The organism is Devosia subaequoris (assembly GCF_014197055.1).
Lineage (GTDB): Bacteria > Pseudomonadota > Alphaproteobacteria > Rhizobiales > Devosiaceae > Devosia > Devosia subaequoris.
This window is the reverse complement of sequence record NZ_JACIEW010000007.1, coordinates 214,236-230,033: the sequence shown is the minus strand read 5'-3', so window position 1 is coordinate 230,033 and position 15,798 is coordinate 214,236. Positions and strand designations below refer to the sequence as shown.

Annotated in this window: 15 protein-coding genes and 2 pseudogenes; 4 read left to right on the top strand and 13 right to left on the bottom strand. The window is 60.0% G+C overall.

The features are described from left to right. Positions 1–191: 191 nt before the first annotated feature. Complete coding sequence (locus GGR20_RS18800; RefSeq protein WP_246349645.1) at positions 192–1,136, bottom strand: nucleoside hydrolase; 945 nt, start codon at positions 1,134–1,136, stop codon at positions 192–194. Positions 1,137–1,407: 271 nt separating this feature from the next. Here GGR20_RS18800 and GGR20_RS18795 point away from each other — a divergent pair, with 271 nt between their 5' ends. After that, a complete protein-coding gene (locus tag GGR20_RS18795) occupies positions 1,408–1,560 on the top strand; it encodes a hypothetical protein (protein WP_246349647.1) in 153 nt (50 codons plus the stop codon). A 38-nt stretch (positions 1,561–1,598) separates the two neighbouring features. On the opposite strand, the pseudogene GGR20_RS18790 reads toward GGR20_RS18795, so the two are convergent. After that, positions 1,599–1,715: pseudogene (locus GGR20_RS18790) on the bottom strand (IS6 family transposase); the annotation flags it as partial. Here GGR20_RS18790 and GGR20_RS18785 point away from each other — a divergent pair. Beyond that, positions 1,665–2,033, top strand: coding sequence for a helix-turn-helix transcriptional regulator (locus GGR20_RS18785; protein WP_183312139.1), 369 nt, complete (start codon positions 1,665–1,667; stop codon positions 2,031–2,033). The pseudogene GGR20_RS18790 and the gene GGR20_RS18785 overlap by 51 nt on opposite strands. 221 nt (positions 2,034–2,254) lie before the next feature. Here GGR20_RS18785 and GGR20_RS19270 read toward each other — a convergent pair. From GGR20_RS19270 to GGR20_RS14735, 11 genes and pseudogenes are all read right to left on the bottom strand, one after another. After that, positions 2,255–2,612 (bottom strand): annotated as a pseudogene (locus GGR20_RS19270) (HipA domain-containing protein); the annotation flags it as partial. A gap of 19 nt (positions 2,613–2,631) precedes the next feature. After that, complete coding sequence (tnpC, locus tag GGR20_RS14780) at positions 2,632–4,266, bottom strand: IS66 family transposase (RefSeq protein WP_183312138.1); 1,635 nt, start codon at positions 4,264–4,266, stop codon at positions 2,632–2,634. 73 nt (positions 4,267–4,339) lie between these two features. Beyond that, positions 4,340–4,684, bottom strand: coding sequence for an IS66 family insertion sequence element accessory protein TnpB (gene tnpB / locus GGR20_RS14775; protein WP_104892794.1), 345 nt, complete (start codon positions 4,682–4,684; stop codon positions 4,340–4,342). Continuing rightward, complete coding sequence (locus tag GGR20_RS19005; RefSeq protein ID WP_183312137.1) at positions 4,681–5,061, bottom strand: transposase; 381 nt, start codon at positions 5,059–5,061, stop codon at positions 4,681–4,683. The genes tnpB and GGR20_RS19005 overlap by 4 nt, the downstream gene beginning before the upstream one ends. A 184-nt stretch (positions 5,062–5,245) precedes the next feature. Further along, positions 5,246–6,400 (bottom strand): Gfo/Idh/MocA family protein, encoded by a 1,155-nt coding sequence (locus tag GGR20_RS14765; RefSeq protein WP_183312154.1) that lies wholly within the window; start codon positions 6,398–6,400, stop codon positions 5,246–5,248. A 154-nt stretch (positions 6,401–6,554) separates the two neighbouring features. Next, complete coding sequence (locus tag GGR20_RS14760) at positions 6,555–7,586, bottom strand: hydroxyacid dehydrogenase (protein WP_183312136.1); 1,032 nt, start codon at positions 7,584–7,586, stop codon at positions 6,555–6,557. Positions 7,587–7,673: 87 nt separating this feature from the next. Then, entirely contained in the window at positions 7,674–8,588 is a 915-nt protein-coding gene (locus tag GGR20_RS14755) for a sugar ABC transporter substrate-binding protein (protein WP_183312135.1), read from the bottom strand. A gap of 84 nt (positions 8,589–8,672) precedes the next feature. Further along, positions 8,673–9,680, bottom strand: coding sequence for an ABC transporter permease (locus tag GGR20_RS14750; protein ID WP_183312134.1), 1,008 nt, complete (start codon positions 9,678–9,680; stop codon positions 8,673–8,675). After that, a complete protein-coding gene (locus GGR20_RS14745) occupies positions 9,664–10,461 on the bottom strand; it encodes an ATP-binding cassette domain-containing protein (protein ID WP_183312133.1) in 798 nt (265 codons plus the stop codon). The genes GGR20_RS14750 and GGR20_RS14745 overlap by 17 nt, the downstream gene beginning before the upstream one ends. A 342-nt stretch (positions 10,462–10,803) precedes the next feature. After that, complete coding sequence (locus tag GGR20_RS14740) at positions 10,804–11,967, bottom strand: hypothetical protein (RefSeq protein ID WP_183312132.1); 1,164 nt, start codon at positions 11,965–11,967, stop codon at positions 10,804–10,806. 11 nt (positions 11,968–11,978) lie between these two features. Further along, a complete protein-coding gene (locus GGR20_RS14735; protein WP_183312131.1) occupies positions 11,979–12,953 on the bottom strand; it encodes an aldo/keto reductase in 975 nt (324 codons plus the stop codon). A gap of 219 nt (positions 12,954–13,172) precedes the next feature. On the opposite strand from GGR20_RS14735, the gene GGR20_RS14730 reads away from it, so the two are divergent. Together GGR20_RS14730 and GGR20_RS14725 are read left to right on the top strand one after the other, a co-directional pair. Beyond that, the gene (locus GGR20_RS14730) at positions 13,173–14,219 is read left to right on the top strand and encodes a GntR family transcriptional regulator (protein WP_183312130.1); all 1,047 of its coding nucleotides are present in this window, start codon (positions 13,173–13,175) and stop codon (positions 14,217–14,219) included. Between the two features lie 20 nt (positions 14,220–14,239). After that, the gene (locus GGR20_RS14725; RefSeq protein WP_183312129.1) at positions 14,240–15,778 is read left to right on the top strand and encodes an ABC transporter substrate-binding protein; all 1,539 of its coding nucleotides are present in this window, start codon (positions 14,240–14,242) and stop codon (positions 15,776–15,778) included. Positions 15,779–15,798 lie beyond the last annotated feature (20 nt).

Here is a 15,798-nt window from a genome sequence, read left to right as displayed (position 1 = left end):
TCTCTACTACGATCTGGCCGATCCCCGCTTTGCCGGCGATTACTTCCTGTCCAAGGCGACGCAGGTCAAGAATGTCTGGATCCCTTACGGAGCCTAACCTTCTTCTCCTTGCCCCCAAAGCAATTCCGCGCCCATCGGGGAAGATGGACGCGGAACCGTAGGGAGGACTGAGAAGGTGTAGACTAGATAGACTAGACCGACTGGTGTGGACGACCGAATGTCTCGAGCAGCATCGTGACGAACAACTCTCGGTCAGCATCAAGCGCAACGTGGCAGTTGGGCTCCCGCTTGGTTCGGAACTCGTGATCCACCACCGTGCGGCCGATCGTGTATTCGCCTTTGGTCTCGATGACGCAGTTCAGATGCCGTGTGGTGATCACCTCCGGACGCACAAGGGCTGCGACGCACAGCGCGTCGTGCACCGGCGCCGTCGCCGCAATGCCGGTCGGCTGGAACGTCTGGTAGCCCTTGATGCGGTGTTCGATCACACTTGCCGCCCCATCGGCCGCTGGCGTTCCAAGGGCCCGCATGGCGGCGCATTGATCAAGCGACACCAGTGCCCGATGCGTCGCGTCGAGCGGCACAAGCGTGATCTTCTTGAAACCTGCTTCGAACACCACCTGCGCGGCTTCCGGGTCGGCCCAGATGTTGAACTCGGCAGATTCCGTAATGTTGGACTTGTCGACGGCGCCGCCCATGATCATCACTTCGGAAACGTTGTTCACGAAGTTCGGATCGAGCTTGATCGCCGCAGCAATGTTGGACAGCGGGCCGACCGGCACAAGAACCGCGTCGCGGTGTTCGCCGGCAAACGCCTTTATCAGGAATTCAGGTGCGGACATCGCCTGCTTCTTGGAGCGGGCCGCAGGCATCGGCAGCTCGGCCATATGCACCTGCACGTCCTTCTTGATCGCGCGTGGCACTGGGAAGTCCGCCCGTGCGATCGGCTGACTCAGCCCTTCATAGACCGGCACGTCATCGCGACCGATCAGATCCAGGGTGCGCAGCGTGTTATCGCTGCAGTTTTCAACGGGCACGTTGCCGTTGACGGTGGTGCAGGCCACCAGGTTGAGCTCGGGATGCAGCCCGGCCAACATGATGGCCACGGCGTCGTCCGTACCGGTATCAACATCCAATATAATTTTACGCACTATGACTCCCCTGTCGTCTGACCTCTTATCTGTGATTAGCGAGAATTTGGGTAGCTGACAACTGGAGAAGCGCCTCGTCTGCAGTTGAGCAGGACGGCAACAGCCTGGCGCAAAAGCTCGGAACGGCTTTGTCACGTCGAGCTCCCGCGGGCAAAGCTCAGCTCGCGGAAAGCTCCTGTTACGCGGCCTTCGTCGCGATCTTCCATGCGTTTGCGGCATCTGCTCTGAACAGGCGCAGCGTGCGACGGGAGATGAGATGGCGCTGAAGATTGAAGGGGTTCTAACCGGCGGAGTGGCAAGCAAGAAAACGCCGGGCGGATCCGGGCGACTCGAAGCCCTGCATCTTGCGCTCTTGTCGTCGCACCGGCTGATGCGAGTTCTCGGCCGGTTGTTGGCGCGCAGGCTCTGATCGTGTCGAGCTCGTAGTCCAAGATCCCGTTTCGCAGCAGCGTAGGACTTCAGCTTATCGGTCTTGAGCACCTCAGGTGCGTAGCCCTGCTTCTTGAGCAGCTTGTGCATGAGCTTAAGGGCCGCAGCGTTGTTTCGCCTGGGCTGAACCAGCATGTCCAGCACCGCACCTTCACCGCCGGTGATATCGAACAAATCGCAACCGACCTAGGCCTGAGTTGCTCCACCCTGCGCCGTCTGTTCCGCGAGCATACCGGCACGTCGCTCAAACAATATCAGACGGACGTAAGAACGCGCCGCGCGTATGAGTTGCTCAGGAATTCAGACAAGTCGGTCAAGGCCATTGCCGGCTATCTCGGCTATTATTCGGCCTTTCATTTTTCCGCACAGTTCAAGAAAGCAACGGGCCTCGCCCCCTCAGAATGGCGGCACAGAAATCGGCTGGAAGTCCGCGGCGACAGACTTCGATGGTAAGCGTTTCTCTTGCCGAGCGGCAGCTTTCGGGAGCCGCATCGAACGGAATGAATGACCGAACTGGGGCGCAAAACGGACCTTCGAAAACGTTGATTGGTCACTTTGATCGATCAAACCTGTTCATGCGCCTTTACCGCACAACTCATTACTTGTCGTTACTTGTTGAGCTCGGGCGCCATTAATTCAGCAGGCGCGCTGACGAAGGCATCGGGGTTGAGGAATTACCGCCGCCAGAGCAGATGGCGATCAACCTCATTCAGACCCGCGGCATCGCACACGTCGTCAAAACGCGTCGTGATCACCTCGATCTGGAATCGAGCGATTTCAAGCGCTCGTTCACGAGACAGCTGGAACCACGTGGCAGCACCGACAGCACTCATGATACAGCTCATCCGGTCAACGTCCACGATCAGCATGCCTGCGTTGCTTCGTTACCGGGGCCACCCTGGGGACAGATGTCATATGCAGGGTGAGGGTGAGCGCATCACCATCCCAGAAGGCGGCGTGATTGCGGGCGTGATCATCCGTGTTTCCGACGAGAATGTTGAACATCAGGCGGCCGAACAGCTCAAGCAGCGTAAGCGCGTAGCCGGGGCCGTTACGGCCTGAAGTTCCATGGCATGAGGTCGGCGATCTGGCTGTTTGGCCAGCCGCTGGCGATGCGCTCGAGTGTTTGGGTCAACCAGGCATTTGGATCGACGCCGTTCATTTTGGCCGTGGTGAGCAGCGTGGCGATTGTGGCCCAGGCCCGGCCACCACCATCGGAGCCGGCAAAGAGCGCATTTTTGCGGGTAATGGTCTGCGGGCGGATTGCGCGTTCGACGATGTTGGAGTCGATTTCGATACGTCCATCGGCAAGGAAGCGCTCGAAGGCCGCCCGGCGGCTCAGGGTGTAGCGGATGATCTCAGCCAGTTTGGATTTGCCCGACAGGCGCGGCAGCTCCCGGTCCAGCATGGCGAACAGCTCAGCCACGATGGGGCGGGAACGTTCTGCACGGATGCTGGCGCGCAGTTCGGCACCATGACCGCGGATCTCCTCTTCGATAGCCCACAGCGGCGCCATGGTCTTGACCACGGCACCGGTAAAGGGCGAGCCGTCGCTGGCATGCAGGTCGAAGAACTTGCGCCGCGCATGGGCCCAGCACCCGGCCAGAGTCATGGCGTCATTGGCCCCGCGATCCTTGCCCAGCCGGTTATAGGCGGCATAGCCGTCGACCTGCAGGATCCCGCGATAGCCATCCAGATGCCGGGCGACGCAATCGCCGGACCGACTGTCCTCGAACCGATAGGCCACCATGGGTGGTCCTGATCCACCGAACGGTCGATCATCCCGGGCATAGGCCCACAGCCAGGCGGTCTTCACCTTCCCTGACCCCGGCGCCAGCGTCGGCAATCGGGTCTCGTCGGCAAAGACGCGCTCGCCCTGTTTGATGGTGTGCAGCACGTATTGGGCCAGCGGCTCGAGCTCAAAGCCGATCCGGCCCATCCACTGGGCCATCAGCGAGCGGTCCAGTTCCACGCCGTCCCGGGCGTAAATCTCCTCCTGCCGGTAGAGCGGCAGGCCATCGGCATATTTGCTGACCGCCACCTGGGCCAGCAGCGCCTCGGTGGGGATGCCGCCGGCAATCAGGTGATCGGGTGCCGGCGCCTGCACGATGCGGTCTTCGCCGTCAGCCCGGCGGTAGGCGTATTTGGGGCGGCGGGTGACGATGACGCGGAACTTGGCGGGGGTCACATCGAGGCGCTCGGAGACGTCCTCGCCGATGCGGACGGCCTCCAGACCAACACAGTCGGCCGGCACCTCTGGTTCGATGATCTGCTCGATGCGTTCCAGGTGCGGCGCAAAGCCCTTTCGCGGCCGCGGCGGACGGGGGGCAGCAGTTCCAGCACGCTTGTCGCGTTCGGCCCGGATCTCGCCCAGACCCGTCTGCAGCTCATCGAACACGAAGGCCATCTGCTCGGCATCGAGCGGATCGATCCGCAGCTTCTCCGAGCGTGTCCCGAACTGCGCCCGCTTGAGCATGGCAACGATCGATTCCAACCGAGCGATCTTTTCGGCGTCGGCCACCTTCGCCGCATTCATCTGCGCGATTGCCGCTTCATGGGCAGCGATCTCGGCCTCCAGCACCAGGCGCTGCTGATCGGCCAACGCCTCCCTGGCATGGGCAGCAGCGATCATCGCCTTGAGGGCGTCGACGTCATCGGGAAGCTGCTGCGGATCGGCCGGGTTCATGCCCACATAATGGCACAAAACACCCCGAATTGCCTCAGTTTTTTGCGCCAGTGAGTCAGTCTGCCGCAGGCTTTTACCCAGCCGATTGCGGCCGAGTTGCCGGCACCGAACGCACCCGTTTCCAGTCCATGCCATCGACCAGGGCCAGCAGTTGGGCATGGCCTAATTGGACGCGGCTGTGCCCGATCCGCGGCCAGCAGAACGCGGCCTTCTCCAACCGCTTGGCGTAAAGGCACAGGCCTGTGCCATCCCACCACACAATCTTGATCCGATCTGCCCGTTTTGCCCGGAACACATAGAGCGAGCCGTTGAATGGATCTGCACCGGCATCGCGAACCAGACCAACAAGACCGTCGGGTCCTTTTCTGAAGTCTACCGGCTGGCTGGCCAGGAACACCTTTACGCCCGAGGGGATCATGTGGACCGGATGACCCGAAGCACACGGCGCAGGTGATCTTCACTTACCGCGGGCCCAACCCGGACCAGCATGCCATCCACGAAAAGCTCGATCGCCGTGCCATCCGCCGTTCCTGTGCCTGCCGCGCTCCTACCCACCCGCTTTACTTTGCCCTTGTCGGCGGCCTCGGACCGCCAGCCGAACAGCTGCGATGGCAATATCCCGATCTCGCGTGCGAGCGCCGACACGTTCGCGCCCGGCTCCAGGCTCCGAGCGACCATCGCCGCCTTGAACTCGTCGGACCACCGACGCCGGCGTGCTACCGGAGCGCCTTCCAGACGATCCGGAACAGCCTCGATCAGATGGAAACTTCTATCCGCACGCATAGTCGCAGACATAGAACATGACACCCCTCACCAATCGGAGGGTGCCAAATACCGCAGCCTTAGTCGGCTAAACAGACGGGGTCAGCTTGGCGCTTACCAAGCAGCGTCGCGCGCGGCGCTTGGAAACGCAGCCGGACGGGGTGGCAGACCAAATGCCTTTGGGCTGAAACGCAAGGACGGATAATTGGTATGCTTGCTAGTTGCAGGGAATGTGTACCCAGCGCTGTCCAAGATGGCTTTGAGCCATAGCGTGAACAACTCGCTCAATGTTTAGTCCGGCCTGAAAATCAATCACTCTCGCGGGCCGCCCGGCAATCCGGTTGAGTAGTTCGTGGCATTCAATAATCTTGAGGTCGTTGAAGCCCAGGCCGTGACCCGGCGCTGGGATAAATCGATCATAGGGGTCATGATGTGGCGCAGAGATGATTGTGCGAAACCCCTGCCGAGTTGGTTCGTCGGCCGCTACATAGAGTTGCAGCTCGTTCATTCTCTCCTGATCATAGAGGATCGCGCCCTTGCTGCCGAAAATCTGAAGCGCAATGCGCCCCTTGCGACCCCAGGCAGCGCGGTTGAGCGCCATGACGCCGCTAATACCTGCGCCGACCTCGAACAGTACACTGGCGATATCAAAAGTTTCAACGGCGCGAGTATCGCCATCCCTGGTCGGGCGGGCGGCATAAGGCTTAGCTAGAAGCGCCATGACTTTGGTCGGAAGACCAAACAATATCTGCAACAGGCTGAGCGGATGCACACCGAAGTCGTCTAGCGCGCCATAGCCGGAACTGGCCTCGCTCTTCCAATAGAACTGGGCCTGGGGATCGGCCATGAAGTCTTCGTCCATCTCGAGGCGGACATGATTCACGGCACCGATGGTGTCATTTGCCAGGATGACGCTGATGTGCCGGATCAACGGGGATTGTATATAGTTATAACCCAGAACCGCCACCCTTCCAGATACTTTCGCGGCTGCAGCCATCAGTTCTGCGTCCGCCAGCGCCACAGCCATAGGCTTTTCGCACCAGACATGTTTCCCGGCCTCCAGTGCGGCAATTGCCATTTCGGCGTGAAAGGCATTGGGTGTGGTAATCGAAACAACATCGACTGCCGGGTCAGCTATGACGTCCCGCCAGTCGCCGGTGGCTTTCTCAAAGCCAAATTCATCGGCTTTCTGGCGTGCGATCTTTGCGTTGATCTCGGCCAGATGCTTGAGTATTGGCCTGCGGCCGGTGCCAAACACGGATCTAACCCCGGTCCAGGCTAGCGCGTGGCACTTGCCCATGTAGCCGGTGCCAATGAGGCCTACGCCAACTGTCGCTTGGGTGGTTCCCTCTCCGCAATCTGAAGCTTTCATTCTGTTTTTTGCCGTGTCAGTTGGGTAGGCATGCATTTCAGCTTTGCAGTACTTTTGTCCATCGGCTTCAATCGCTGGTCGCAACTTGGAGGTACTGAGAACGCGGAGCAGGATTAACGCGCCAGCGCATTTCCACTCGCTACGGATCTCAAGGTTAGTTCTTGTCGACGGGTCGGGAGCGCATGCGCGAGACCGTCTCGCGCTCGGCTCGTTTGCAGCGCATGGGAGGAAGACCGCGATCCATGAGGTTCATGTCCTCAAGAACCATGTCACCCATACGCTTGAAGGCGATGTCCAGCGCGCCTGCGCGATGAGCCGAGCGCAGGAACCCCTTAAGCTCGCGAACTGGATGATCGCTCGCCAAAGGCTCCTCTGGAAACACGTCGCTGGCTGCCACAATATGGCCCTTCACAACGGCTGCCATCAAAGCCTCAAAATCAACGACGTCTGCACGGCTGAGGAGAACGAAGGCTGCGCCTTTGCGCATGCTACGGAAGCTTTCACCACCGAGAAATCCCTCATTTTCCGTTGTTACCGAGGCAACCACAAAAACTACATCTGATTGAGACAGGACCTCCTCGAGTGATGCGGGGGTCACGTTGTTGTCGGCCAGCAGGGAGGCTGGTAACCAGGGGTCGAAGACTTTGATTTTGGCGCGGAAGCCGCTCAACAGGCGATTGAGCGCGCGACCAAGATCGCCGAAGCCAATGATTCCAACTTCGGCGCCCGACAGCAGGCGCGCCGAAGCATTTCCCTCACCGCCCCAGCGCTCCTTACCGTGGCGGAAGTCGTTGTCGCCATTGGTGATGCCCCTAAACAGGTCCAGTGCCAAACCGAGGCCCAATTCGGCCACAGGCTCGGCGAAGACGGCGCCCGTCGTGAGTACGTAGATACCGCGCTGAAACAGTCTTTCGTAAGGCATGTTGTCGATGAGATTGCTCTCCACGTTGAGCACGCAGCGCAACTGACCCAGTTTTTCCAGCGTTTGCTCAGAAATAGGGGGCTGTCCAAGTATATACTTGGCCCGCGCCAAGATGTGGTTGGGCAAAGCGGCGACGCCACTTGCACCGGTCTCCACCACCTCGTAGCGATCAAATAGTACCTGTTTTTGACCGGGAGTGAAAATGAGGTCCAGTGTGCGCGGCTCGGGCACGCTTATCACCAGCGGTTTGGACTGGCCGGTCAAGACAAACTCCTCGGCTTGGGTGTTCTGCAGTGCGCCCCGGGAAAGCGCCCTCGCGGCGCGCTTTCCCTTCTGTACGACGCAATTTTACTATTGATATTCGGCCGCGTTCTCACTTGTCACCAGCACCGTCCCGGTGTCGATCCAGGCGTCCAGTGTTTTGCCCGCCGCGAGATCCACGAGTGCCTGGATGCCAAAGCCCCCCATATTGGCTGGGGCCTGTGCGATGGTCGCGGTCATTTCGCCGGCCAGGATCGAGGCCGCCGCATCAGGATTGGCGTCAAAGCCCACCACCATTACCGAATCCAGCATTGCTGCCGCTCTGAGTGCTTCCACGGCGCCCAGCGCCATGTTGTCGTTGGAGCCAAAGATCGCCTTGATATTGGGATTGCCCGCAAGGATGGTCTCTGTCACGGAAAGGCCCTTGGCGCGGTCCCATTCAGCGGTCTGTTCGGCCACGACGTTGAGGCCACACGCTTCCAGCCCCTCTTTGGAGCCGTCGGCGCGAGCCTTGCCAGTCGACTGGCTGACGAGTCCCTGCAGGATTGCGACATCGGAGCCGGATTCGACGTTGTCACAAATATAGTTGGCGGCGAGTTCAGCACCGGCTTGATTGTCAGTGCCGATAAAGGTCACACCTTCATTGGTCCCGCGGGTATCGACAAAGACCACCGGGATGCCCGCGGCCCTTGCCGCTTCCACTACTGGGGCCAGCGCATTAGGATCGGTTGGCGCCAGGGCAATGCCGGCAACGCCCTGGGCGATGAGGTCTTCCATTTGGCTGATTTGAGCCTGCACGTCAGATTCTGCCGGGGGCGCCACCACTACGACCTCGACACCAAGTTCCTCACCCTTGGCCTTGGCGCCGGCCTCGACGGCGGCCCAGAAGGGATTTCCCGCGCCCGGGCCCTTCATGCCCAGCACATAGGGTTGCGCTTGCGCGCTTAAGATCGTTGCACCGGACATGGCAAAGAGCGCCACACTAGCAAATAGCCACTTTTTCATTCTACTCTCCCTTACGTCTCCCTCTACCTTGACTGCCGACCGGGAGACTTCTCCGGCAGCTTGTTCGTAGATTGCGCCGTGCTCTTAATGCCTAAGCGAAGCCCTTCGCCGCAGCACGTCGATATAGACGGCCACGATAATGACCAGCCCGATCAGGATTTGCTGCCAGAAGGCACTTACATTGTTGATGTTTAGCCCGTTTCGCAGGATTCCCATTATGAGCACGCCAGCCAGGACGCCCATGACGCTGCCGCGCCCGCCAAAAAAGGAAGCTCCACCGATGATAACGGCAGCTATGGCATCCAGCTCGATCCCGATGCCTGCGTTGGGGAACCCGCTATCGGTGCGTCCCGCCAGCAACAGGCCAGCAAGCCCGGCAAAAAAGCCACAGATCATGTAGACGACGACAAGCACGCCATCCACATTGATGCCAGACACCCGTGCGGCATGCGGATTGCCGCCGATGGCGTAAATGTGCCGGCCCATGGAGGTGCGGGTGAGGAAAAACCAGAGTGCGAATGCGCATATAGCAACGACGATCAAGCTGGCAGGCAGACCAGCTGGCGGAGCGAGAATGCCAAAATCGTAGTAGGCCTGGCCAACATAGCGCACTTCTGGTTGGAGGCCGGATACCGGCGCGCCGTCAGTAACCAGAAAGGTGAGCCCCCGGGCAATATTGAGGGTGCCCAAAGTCATGATGAAGGGGTGAGGAAGTCGTAGCCAGGTCAGCCCGACACCGTTGACCCACCCCACCGCGAGTCCAACCGCAGGCCCGATCAAAAGCACCAGCGGCCATGGAACGCCGGCGCGGCTTGCAATGGCAATGGTGACCATGGAAAGCGCCATCGTGGAGCCTACGGAAAGATCAATTCCCGCCGTGATGATTACGACGAGCATGCCCAGCGCAAGCAGCGCAAGGCTCGCATTCTGTTTTAGGATATTGGTGAGGTTTTGCGCGCTCAGGAAAACGTCCGGCCGAATTGCTGCAAGTACCAGCATCATCGCTAAGACAACAATTAGAATGCCGTAGTTTTCGAGAAACTTGCCCATGCTGAACCCGCCGGCCCCTAGATTGTCAGTGGAGTTGGTCATGCGCCAAGGCCTCACTGTGTCCTTTTGTGCCCATGATCCAGCCGATGACCTCGTTGCGATGGGTGGCATCAAGAGGGGCTTCGGCGAAGTTTGACCCCTGATAGAGCGCCATCACTCGATCACAGCAGTAAAAGATATCGTCCATCCGGTGCGAGATAATGATTACAGCAACGCCGTGTTCCTTCAGAGACCGGATTAGGTCCAGTACCTTGCCAACTTCCTTGATAGCCAAGGCGGCGGTGGGTTCATCCATAATGACGAGCTTGGCGTCGAAGGCGGTCGCCCGCGCTATTGCCACAGCCTGGCGCTGGCCACCGGAGAGGTCTTCCGCGTTTTGATCCACCGATTTCACGTGGATATGGAGCCGGTCGAGATGCTCGCTGGCCATGCGCCTCGCCTTGGCGTGATCAACCAGGGTCAACGGCCCAAGCTTTCTGCCTGGCTCGCGCCCCAGGTAAATATTCTCGTAGATTGGAAGATTACCGGCGAGCGCGAAGTCCTGGTAGACCATCTCGATACCGCGCCGCTGAGCTTCCTTTGGGCTGGAAAAACGAACCGGTTCTTCCTTGAACAGTAACTGCCCCTCACTGGGCACGAATAGCCCAGAAAGGATTTTCATCAAGGTCGACTTGCCGGCGCCGTTGTCTCCAACCACACCCAAGACTTCCCCCGGCGCGACTCGGAAATTCACGTCATGCAGAGCGGTGATTGCGCCAAAATATTTGGAGATACCGCGTGCCTCCAACAGGGCGCCAGTCGGCGATGCCTGCCTAGACTTCATAAACCCTCCTCGAGCACCTCGTCCTCTAAGCGGAACGTGTTAAGTGCAGCTGACCGAATTCATTCCCTTTTCCTTGCGGGCGTCAAGGGGGTGCTGCCTCGCAGCGCACGTAGCCTCCGTTGTACTCGGCGCCGGCACGCCGGTCTCTGAGCCTACAGAGAACAAATAAGACGAGCGGTTCGTCAGGCAGCGCAAATGCCGCCTCGAGAGAATGGTGCCCCCTGCCCCTCAATTCCTCGGTAGCGCCATAGCCGGGCTGTGTGACCGCTCCCAAGCTGGCACCCTCAAATGCAGAATGATCCTCAGTGGAACGCGAACGACAACTGGCCCTGTGAAAAGTCCTCAGGTCCAGTAGTTCTTGAGGGTCATGGGAGTATGCATGTTGAGATACAGATATTGCCAAAACTCTGCACAGCGATCTGGCGCAATAGTCGTCCAAATGTCATGGACTGCCACCTCGCCGCACCAATAGGCATAGACAAATGGAGCGCGCAGATCGTGATCAAGAAAAGCCAGTCGCGACCTGGTATCGACTGGATCCTGAAAGCTCGCCGCGGCAATCACCGGAACAATCTCATCCATACTCAGCCCCTGCTCGTGGCGCATCCAGGCTGCATTACAGCGCATGGCGCTGCGCAGCCGCTGCAGAGCCACGCCCAGCCGATCCTCGGGCCCCTCGATCCAGTCAATGAAGAACAAGCCGTTGTCGGCAATACCCTCAAACAGCGCACTGCTGGCTGAACTGGTGACCACCTGCGCACCATCGAGCGGCATGGTGCCCTCGGCAACCGCCTTTTCGCGCAGCGCTAGATGCACCAGATGACCCGGAAACACTTCGTGGGTAGCGAGGTGCTTAAGCGAGAAACGGGTATAGGGAAAATCAAGATTAAGCAGCACCTTGCGGCTGGGATAGTCGCAATAGGCCGAGAACGGTACGTTCCGCACACCCACTGGCTCCATCCACTCGCACGCCATAGGATACATCATTGCCGAAACGCGATTGCGCGCTTCAAGCGTTAGGGCGCTCAGTGTGTCCAGCACCTGATCGGCGGGCACCCGCGCTTGGGCTTCCCAGCGCCCAAGATCGGCCTCGAGCGCACCACCAGAAAAGCCCATTTCGTCGAGCGCCGTGCGCATGGTGACACGATAGTCCTCCAGCACCTCCGCGCCGATCAGCGTGGTTTCAACGCCGATCTGTCGCCGCAGACGCTCGGCAAAGCTGATGGGCTTGCCCGCAAAGGTGTCGATTAGGGCCAATAGAGAATCGATCATGGCCAGTACATAGTCGCGACGCAGCGCGCTCTCCGCGGCCGCAGGCACGCGCTGACGCAGGTCCTGAAGCGCTGCGGCAGCGGCGTCGTAGTTCTCGAGCGGCTTGGGCGTTACCGGCGCCACCGCCACGGGGATTAGCCCTTCCTCGTCCAAGAAGCCGTCACTGCGCGGCGTGTTGCGATAAAGCGCATCAATGCCCGCCGTTAGCTCGGCAAGTTCACGACCCAGTTCCATACCGCGCCCTCCTATTGGTGTCCGGCTATCGGCTTGGGCTGATAAGGTGCCTCCAGCTGCGCCACATCTTCCTCGCTCAGCGTCACCTCCAGCGCGGCAACGGCATCATCGAACTGATGCAGATTGGAGATGCCCACGATTGGCGCGGTAATGCCAGGCCGGCTGGCCACCCACGCGTAGGCGATCTGTGCGGGCGATCGGCCATGGCGCTCGGCCACGCCGCGGACCGCCGCGATCACAGCATCGTCCTGCTCCCGCGAGCGGTCATAAAGCGCATTGGCGGTTTTGTCGGTCTGAGCGCGGGTTGATGCGGCATCGCCGCCGCGCCCGGCCAGGCGACCGCGGGCCAGCGGACTCCAAGGGATAACGCCAATCCCTTCGGAGCGACACAGCGGCAGCATTTCGCGCTCTTCCTCGCGGTAAATCAGATTATAGTGCGGCTGCATCGAGACAAAGGGTGCCCAGCCATTGGCGCGCTGCAGGCCCAGCGCCTTCATGAACTGCCAGCCATGCATCGAGGATGCCCCCAAATAGCGCACCTTGCCGGCTCGGACCACATCATTGAGCGCATCCAGCGTTTCCTCCAGCGGCGTCTCATAGTCGAAACGATGCAACTGGTAGAGGTCGATATAGTCCGTACCCAACCGCTTGAGGCTGCCGTCCACAGCCTCGAACACATGCTTGCGCGACAGGCCGCGATCATTGGGGTCCTGACTCATGGGATTGTAAAGCTTGGTGGCCAGCACCAGCTTGTGTCGCGGCTGGTCTGCCAGCACCCGGCCCACCACGCGCTCGCTTTCACCAGCCGAATACATATCGGCCAAATCGAAGAAATTGATCCCCAGGTCGAGAGCCTTTTCCAGGATCGGGCGGGACTGCTCCTCATCAAGCACCCAAGGTGCCCATTTTGACGAACCAAAGGTCATGCAGCCCATGGCCAGCCGGGAGAGTTTGAGGCCGGTACGGCCCAAGTTGCTATATTCCATTAGTACACCGTAGCGCTCGTGGTTACCGCTGATTGTGCTGTCCGACTCCGGGCCGCCGCACCGTCTGACGCGCCTTGGCGCCCAAAATCGGTACTATCGCGTTCAAATGTGCATAGATTTGGAGCTTTGGCAAACGCTGGGACAAGAAAAGCACAAAGGGGCTTGCGCGTTGAAAATCCAGTGCTACGGTCGGGGTGTACTGAACGGATAGAACACACCATGTTCCCCATCGACGCCAGCAGCATCGACAAGTCGCTTCCCGTTCCGGTGGGCACCCAGCTGCATGGCCTGCTCAGCTACACGTTGGCTTTTGGCGGCATGAAAGACGGCACCAAACTGCCATCGGTACGCCAACTCGCGGCCGATCTGGGTATTGCGCCCATGACGGTCAGCCAAGTCTATCAGCAACTGCGCGATGAGGGCCTGGTGGAAATGCGCCATGGCCTGGGCGCCTTCACCGTTCCAGGCCGCCCCGCACATGTCGGCGATCATCAGCCCATCAATGTGCTGCGCGATGATATCGAAGCTATTATCGGCCGCGCCGAGGCTCTAGGCGTGTCAACAATGGGGCTGATCTCCATGATCAATGCCCAGTCCCAACTGCGCCGCCCCACCATCGGCCTGAACACCATTTTTGTCTGCATCTTCGAAGGTCCCGGTCGGGACTATGTCGAGCAGATCCGTCCCTGCCTGAGCGTCAACGACACCATGCAGTTGGTGACCCTTGAAAGCCTGCGCCAAGATGGCCCGCAGCGCCAAGCCTGTCGCGCCGCCGACCTGGTCATCACCTTCGCCCATCGCGAGGCCGAGGTGCGCAGCATGATCGGCCAGGAAAACGTACTCGGCCTGCGCTTCCTGCCATCGCAGGCCACCCGCCAGAGCCTGGCTGGGCTGGACCCGCGGGCCCGTGTCGCCGCTGTCACCCACTTTCAGGAATACATTGCCATCATGCGCCCCAGCGTGCGCGAATTTGCGCCGCACGTCTCGGACATCATCGTCACCTGGTCGTCCGCGGATGATCTGCGCGAGGTGCTCTCCAGCTGTGACGCGGTGATCTATGCCTCCGGTGCCGACCACATCACTGATCTGGTCCGGCCCGGCGTGCGCTGCTTCGAATATCGTCACGCGCCCGATCCTGGCGCTCTCGAAAACATCTTCGCCCCGCATCTGGCAGATCTGCGCCAGCAGCGGGTCGCTCAGGGGTCGAAAAGGGGGGGTAAAGAGGAGATGGCCCGCCTTTCCACACGACTCACCGCCGCTTCGTAAGACCAAGAAGGAAACAGGGAATGAAAAGCTTTCTTTTGACCACCAGCGCCATTGTCGCGCTGAGTTTTGCACCCATGCACATCGCCGCTGCACAGGACATGACCGAGATTGTCGTGGGCGCCGACGTCGATGCGGGCACGCTCGATCCGCGCCTGACTCGTGACACTACGGCTGCACGCACCGCTGATCTGATCTACGCCGGCCTGGTACACATCACGCCTTCGCTCGAAGCCGTACCCGACCTGGCCGAGAGCTGGGAAAACCCCGATCCGCAGACCGTTGTGTTCACCCTGCGACCGGATCTAACCTTTTCCGATGGCAGCCCGCTGACCGCCGAGGACGTGGTCTATACCTTTACCACGCTGACCGACCCTGAGTTGAGCGCCCCATCGCGCGCCCTCTATACGCCCATTACCGCCGTCGAAGCGGTCGATGAACGTACCGTCAAGTTCACGCTCGACGCGCCATATGCGCCGTTGTTGACTTATCTCGATATCGGCATCGTCCCCAAGGCTCTGATTGAGGGAGGTGCCGATCTGGCCAATAACCCCATTGGCGCCGGCCCCATGAAGCTGACCAGCTGGAACCGCGGTAGCGAGATCGTTCTCGAAGCCAATGAGAATTACTGGCAGGGTGCCCCAGCAATCGACCAGCTCACACTCAAGATCATCGGCGACAATTCGGCCCGTGCTCAGGCCTTCGAGGCCGGCGATCTGGACGTCATCCAGTCCCCGCTTTCGCCCCAGGATATCGAGCGTCTTGAAGGCGATGATCGCTTCGGCAATGTCATCACTGCCGGTCTGGGCGTGACCTATCTCAACTTCAATGTCAGCGACCCGCTGCTCGAAGATCCTAAGATGCGTCGGGCATTCGCCATGCTGGTAGACCAGGACACCATCGTCAACGACATCTATCAGGGCGTCGACGAGGTCGCCCATTCGCTAATCTTGCCGTCCTCGTGGGCCTATTCGCCCGATATCTCCCAGCCTACCTACGATCCTGAAGGCGCCAAGGCGCTGTTCAACGAGCTGGGCTGGTCCGATAGCGATGGCGACGGCATTCTGGATAAGGATGGCGAAGATTTGGCCATCACTCTGGCCACCCACAGCGAAGACCCCAACCGCGTGCAATCGGTGGAGTATCTTCAGGCCATCTTTGAGATGAACGGCGTCAAGGCGACGGCCCAGATCTCCGACTGGCCCTCTTTCTCCACCAATTATGTGCAGAAGGGTCAGCATCAGATCGCCCTGCTCGGCTGGCTCAACATTGTTGATCCGGACCGGCTGCTGTTTGCCCAGCTGACCACGGGCGGCCCGACCAATTGGGGTGGATACTCCAATGCCGAGCTCGATGAACTGCTGCAGACCGGGCGCTCCACGCTCGATCAAGCCGAACGCACCCAGGCCTATCAGGGAGCGGCGACCATTTTGGCCGAAGAGCTGCCATATTACATCATCTCGGCCCAGGGTTATCAGATGTTCTACGACAAGGACCTGCCGGTCGATGTCGAGGCCACCCCGCGCGGCAATCTGCGCGGTCTGATCGGCTTGTCTGACTAAGTGTCCTGACGACTACGGCC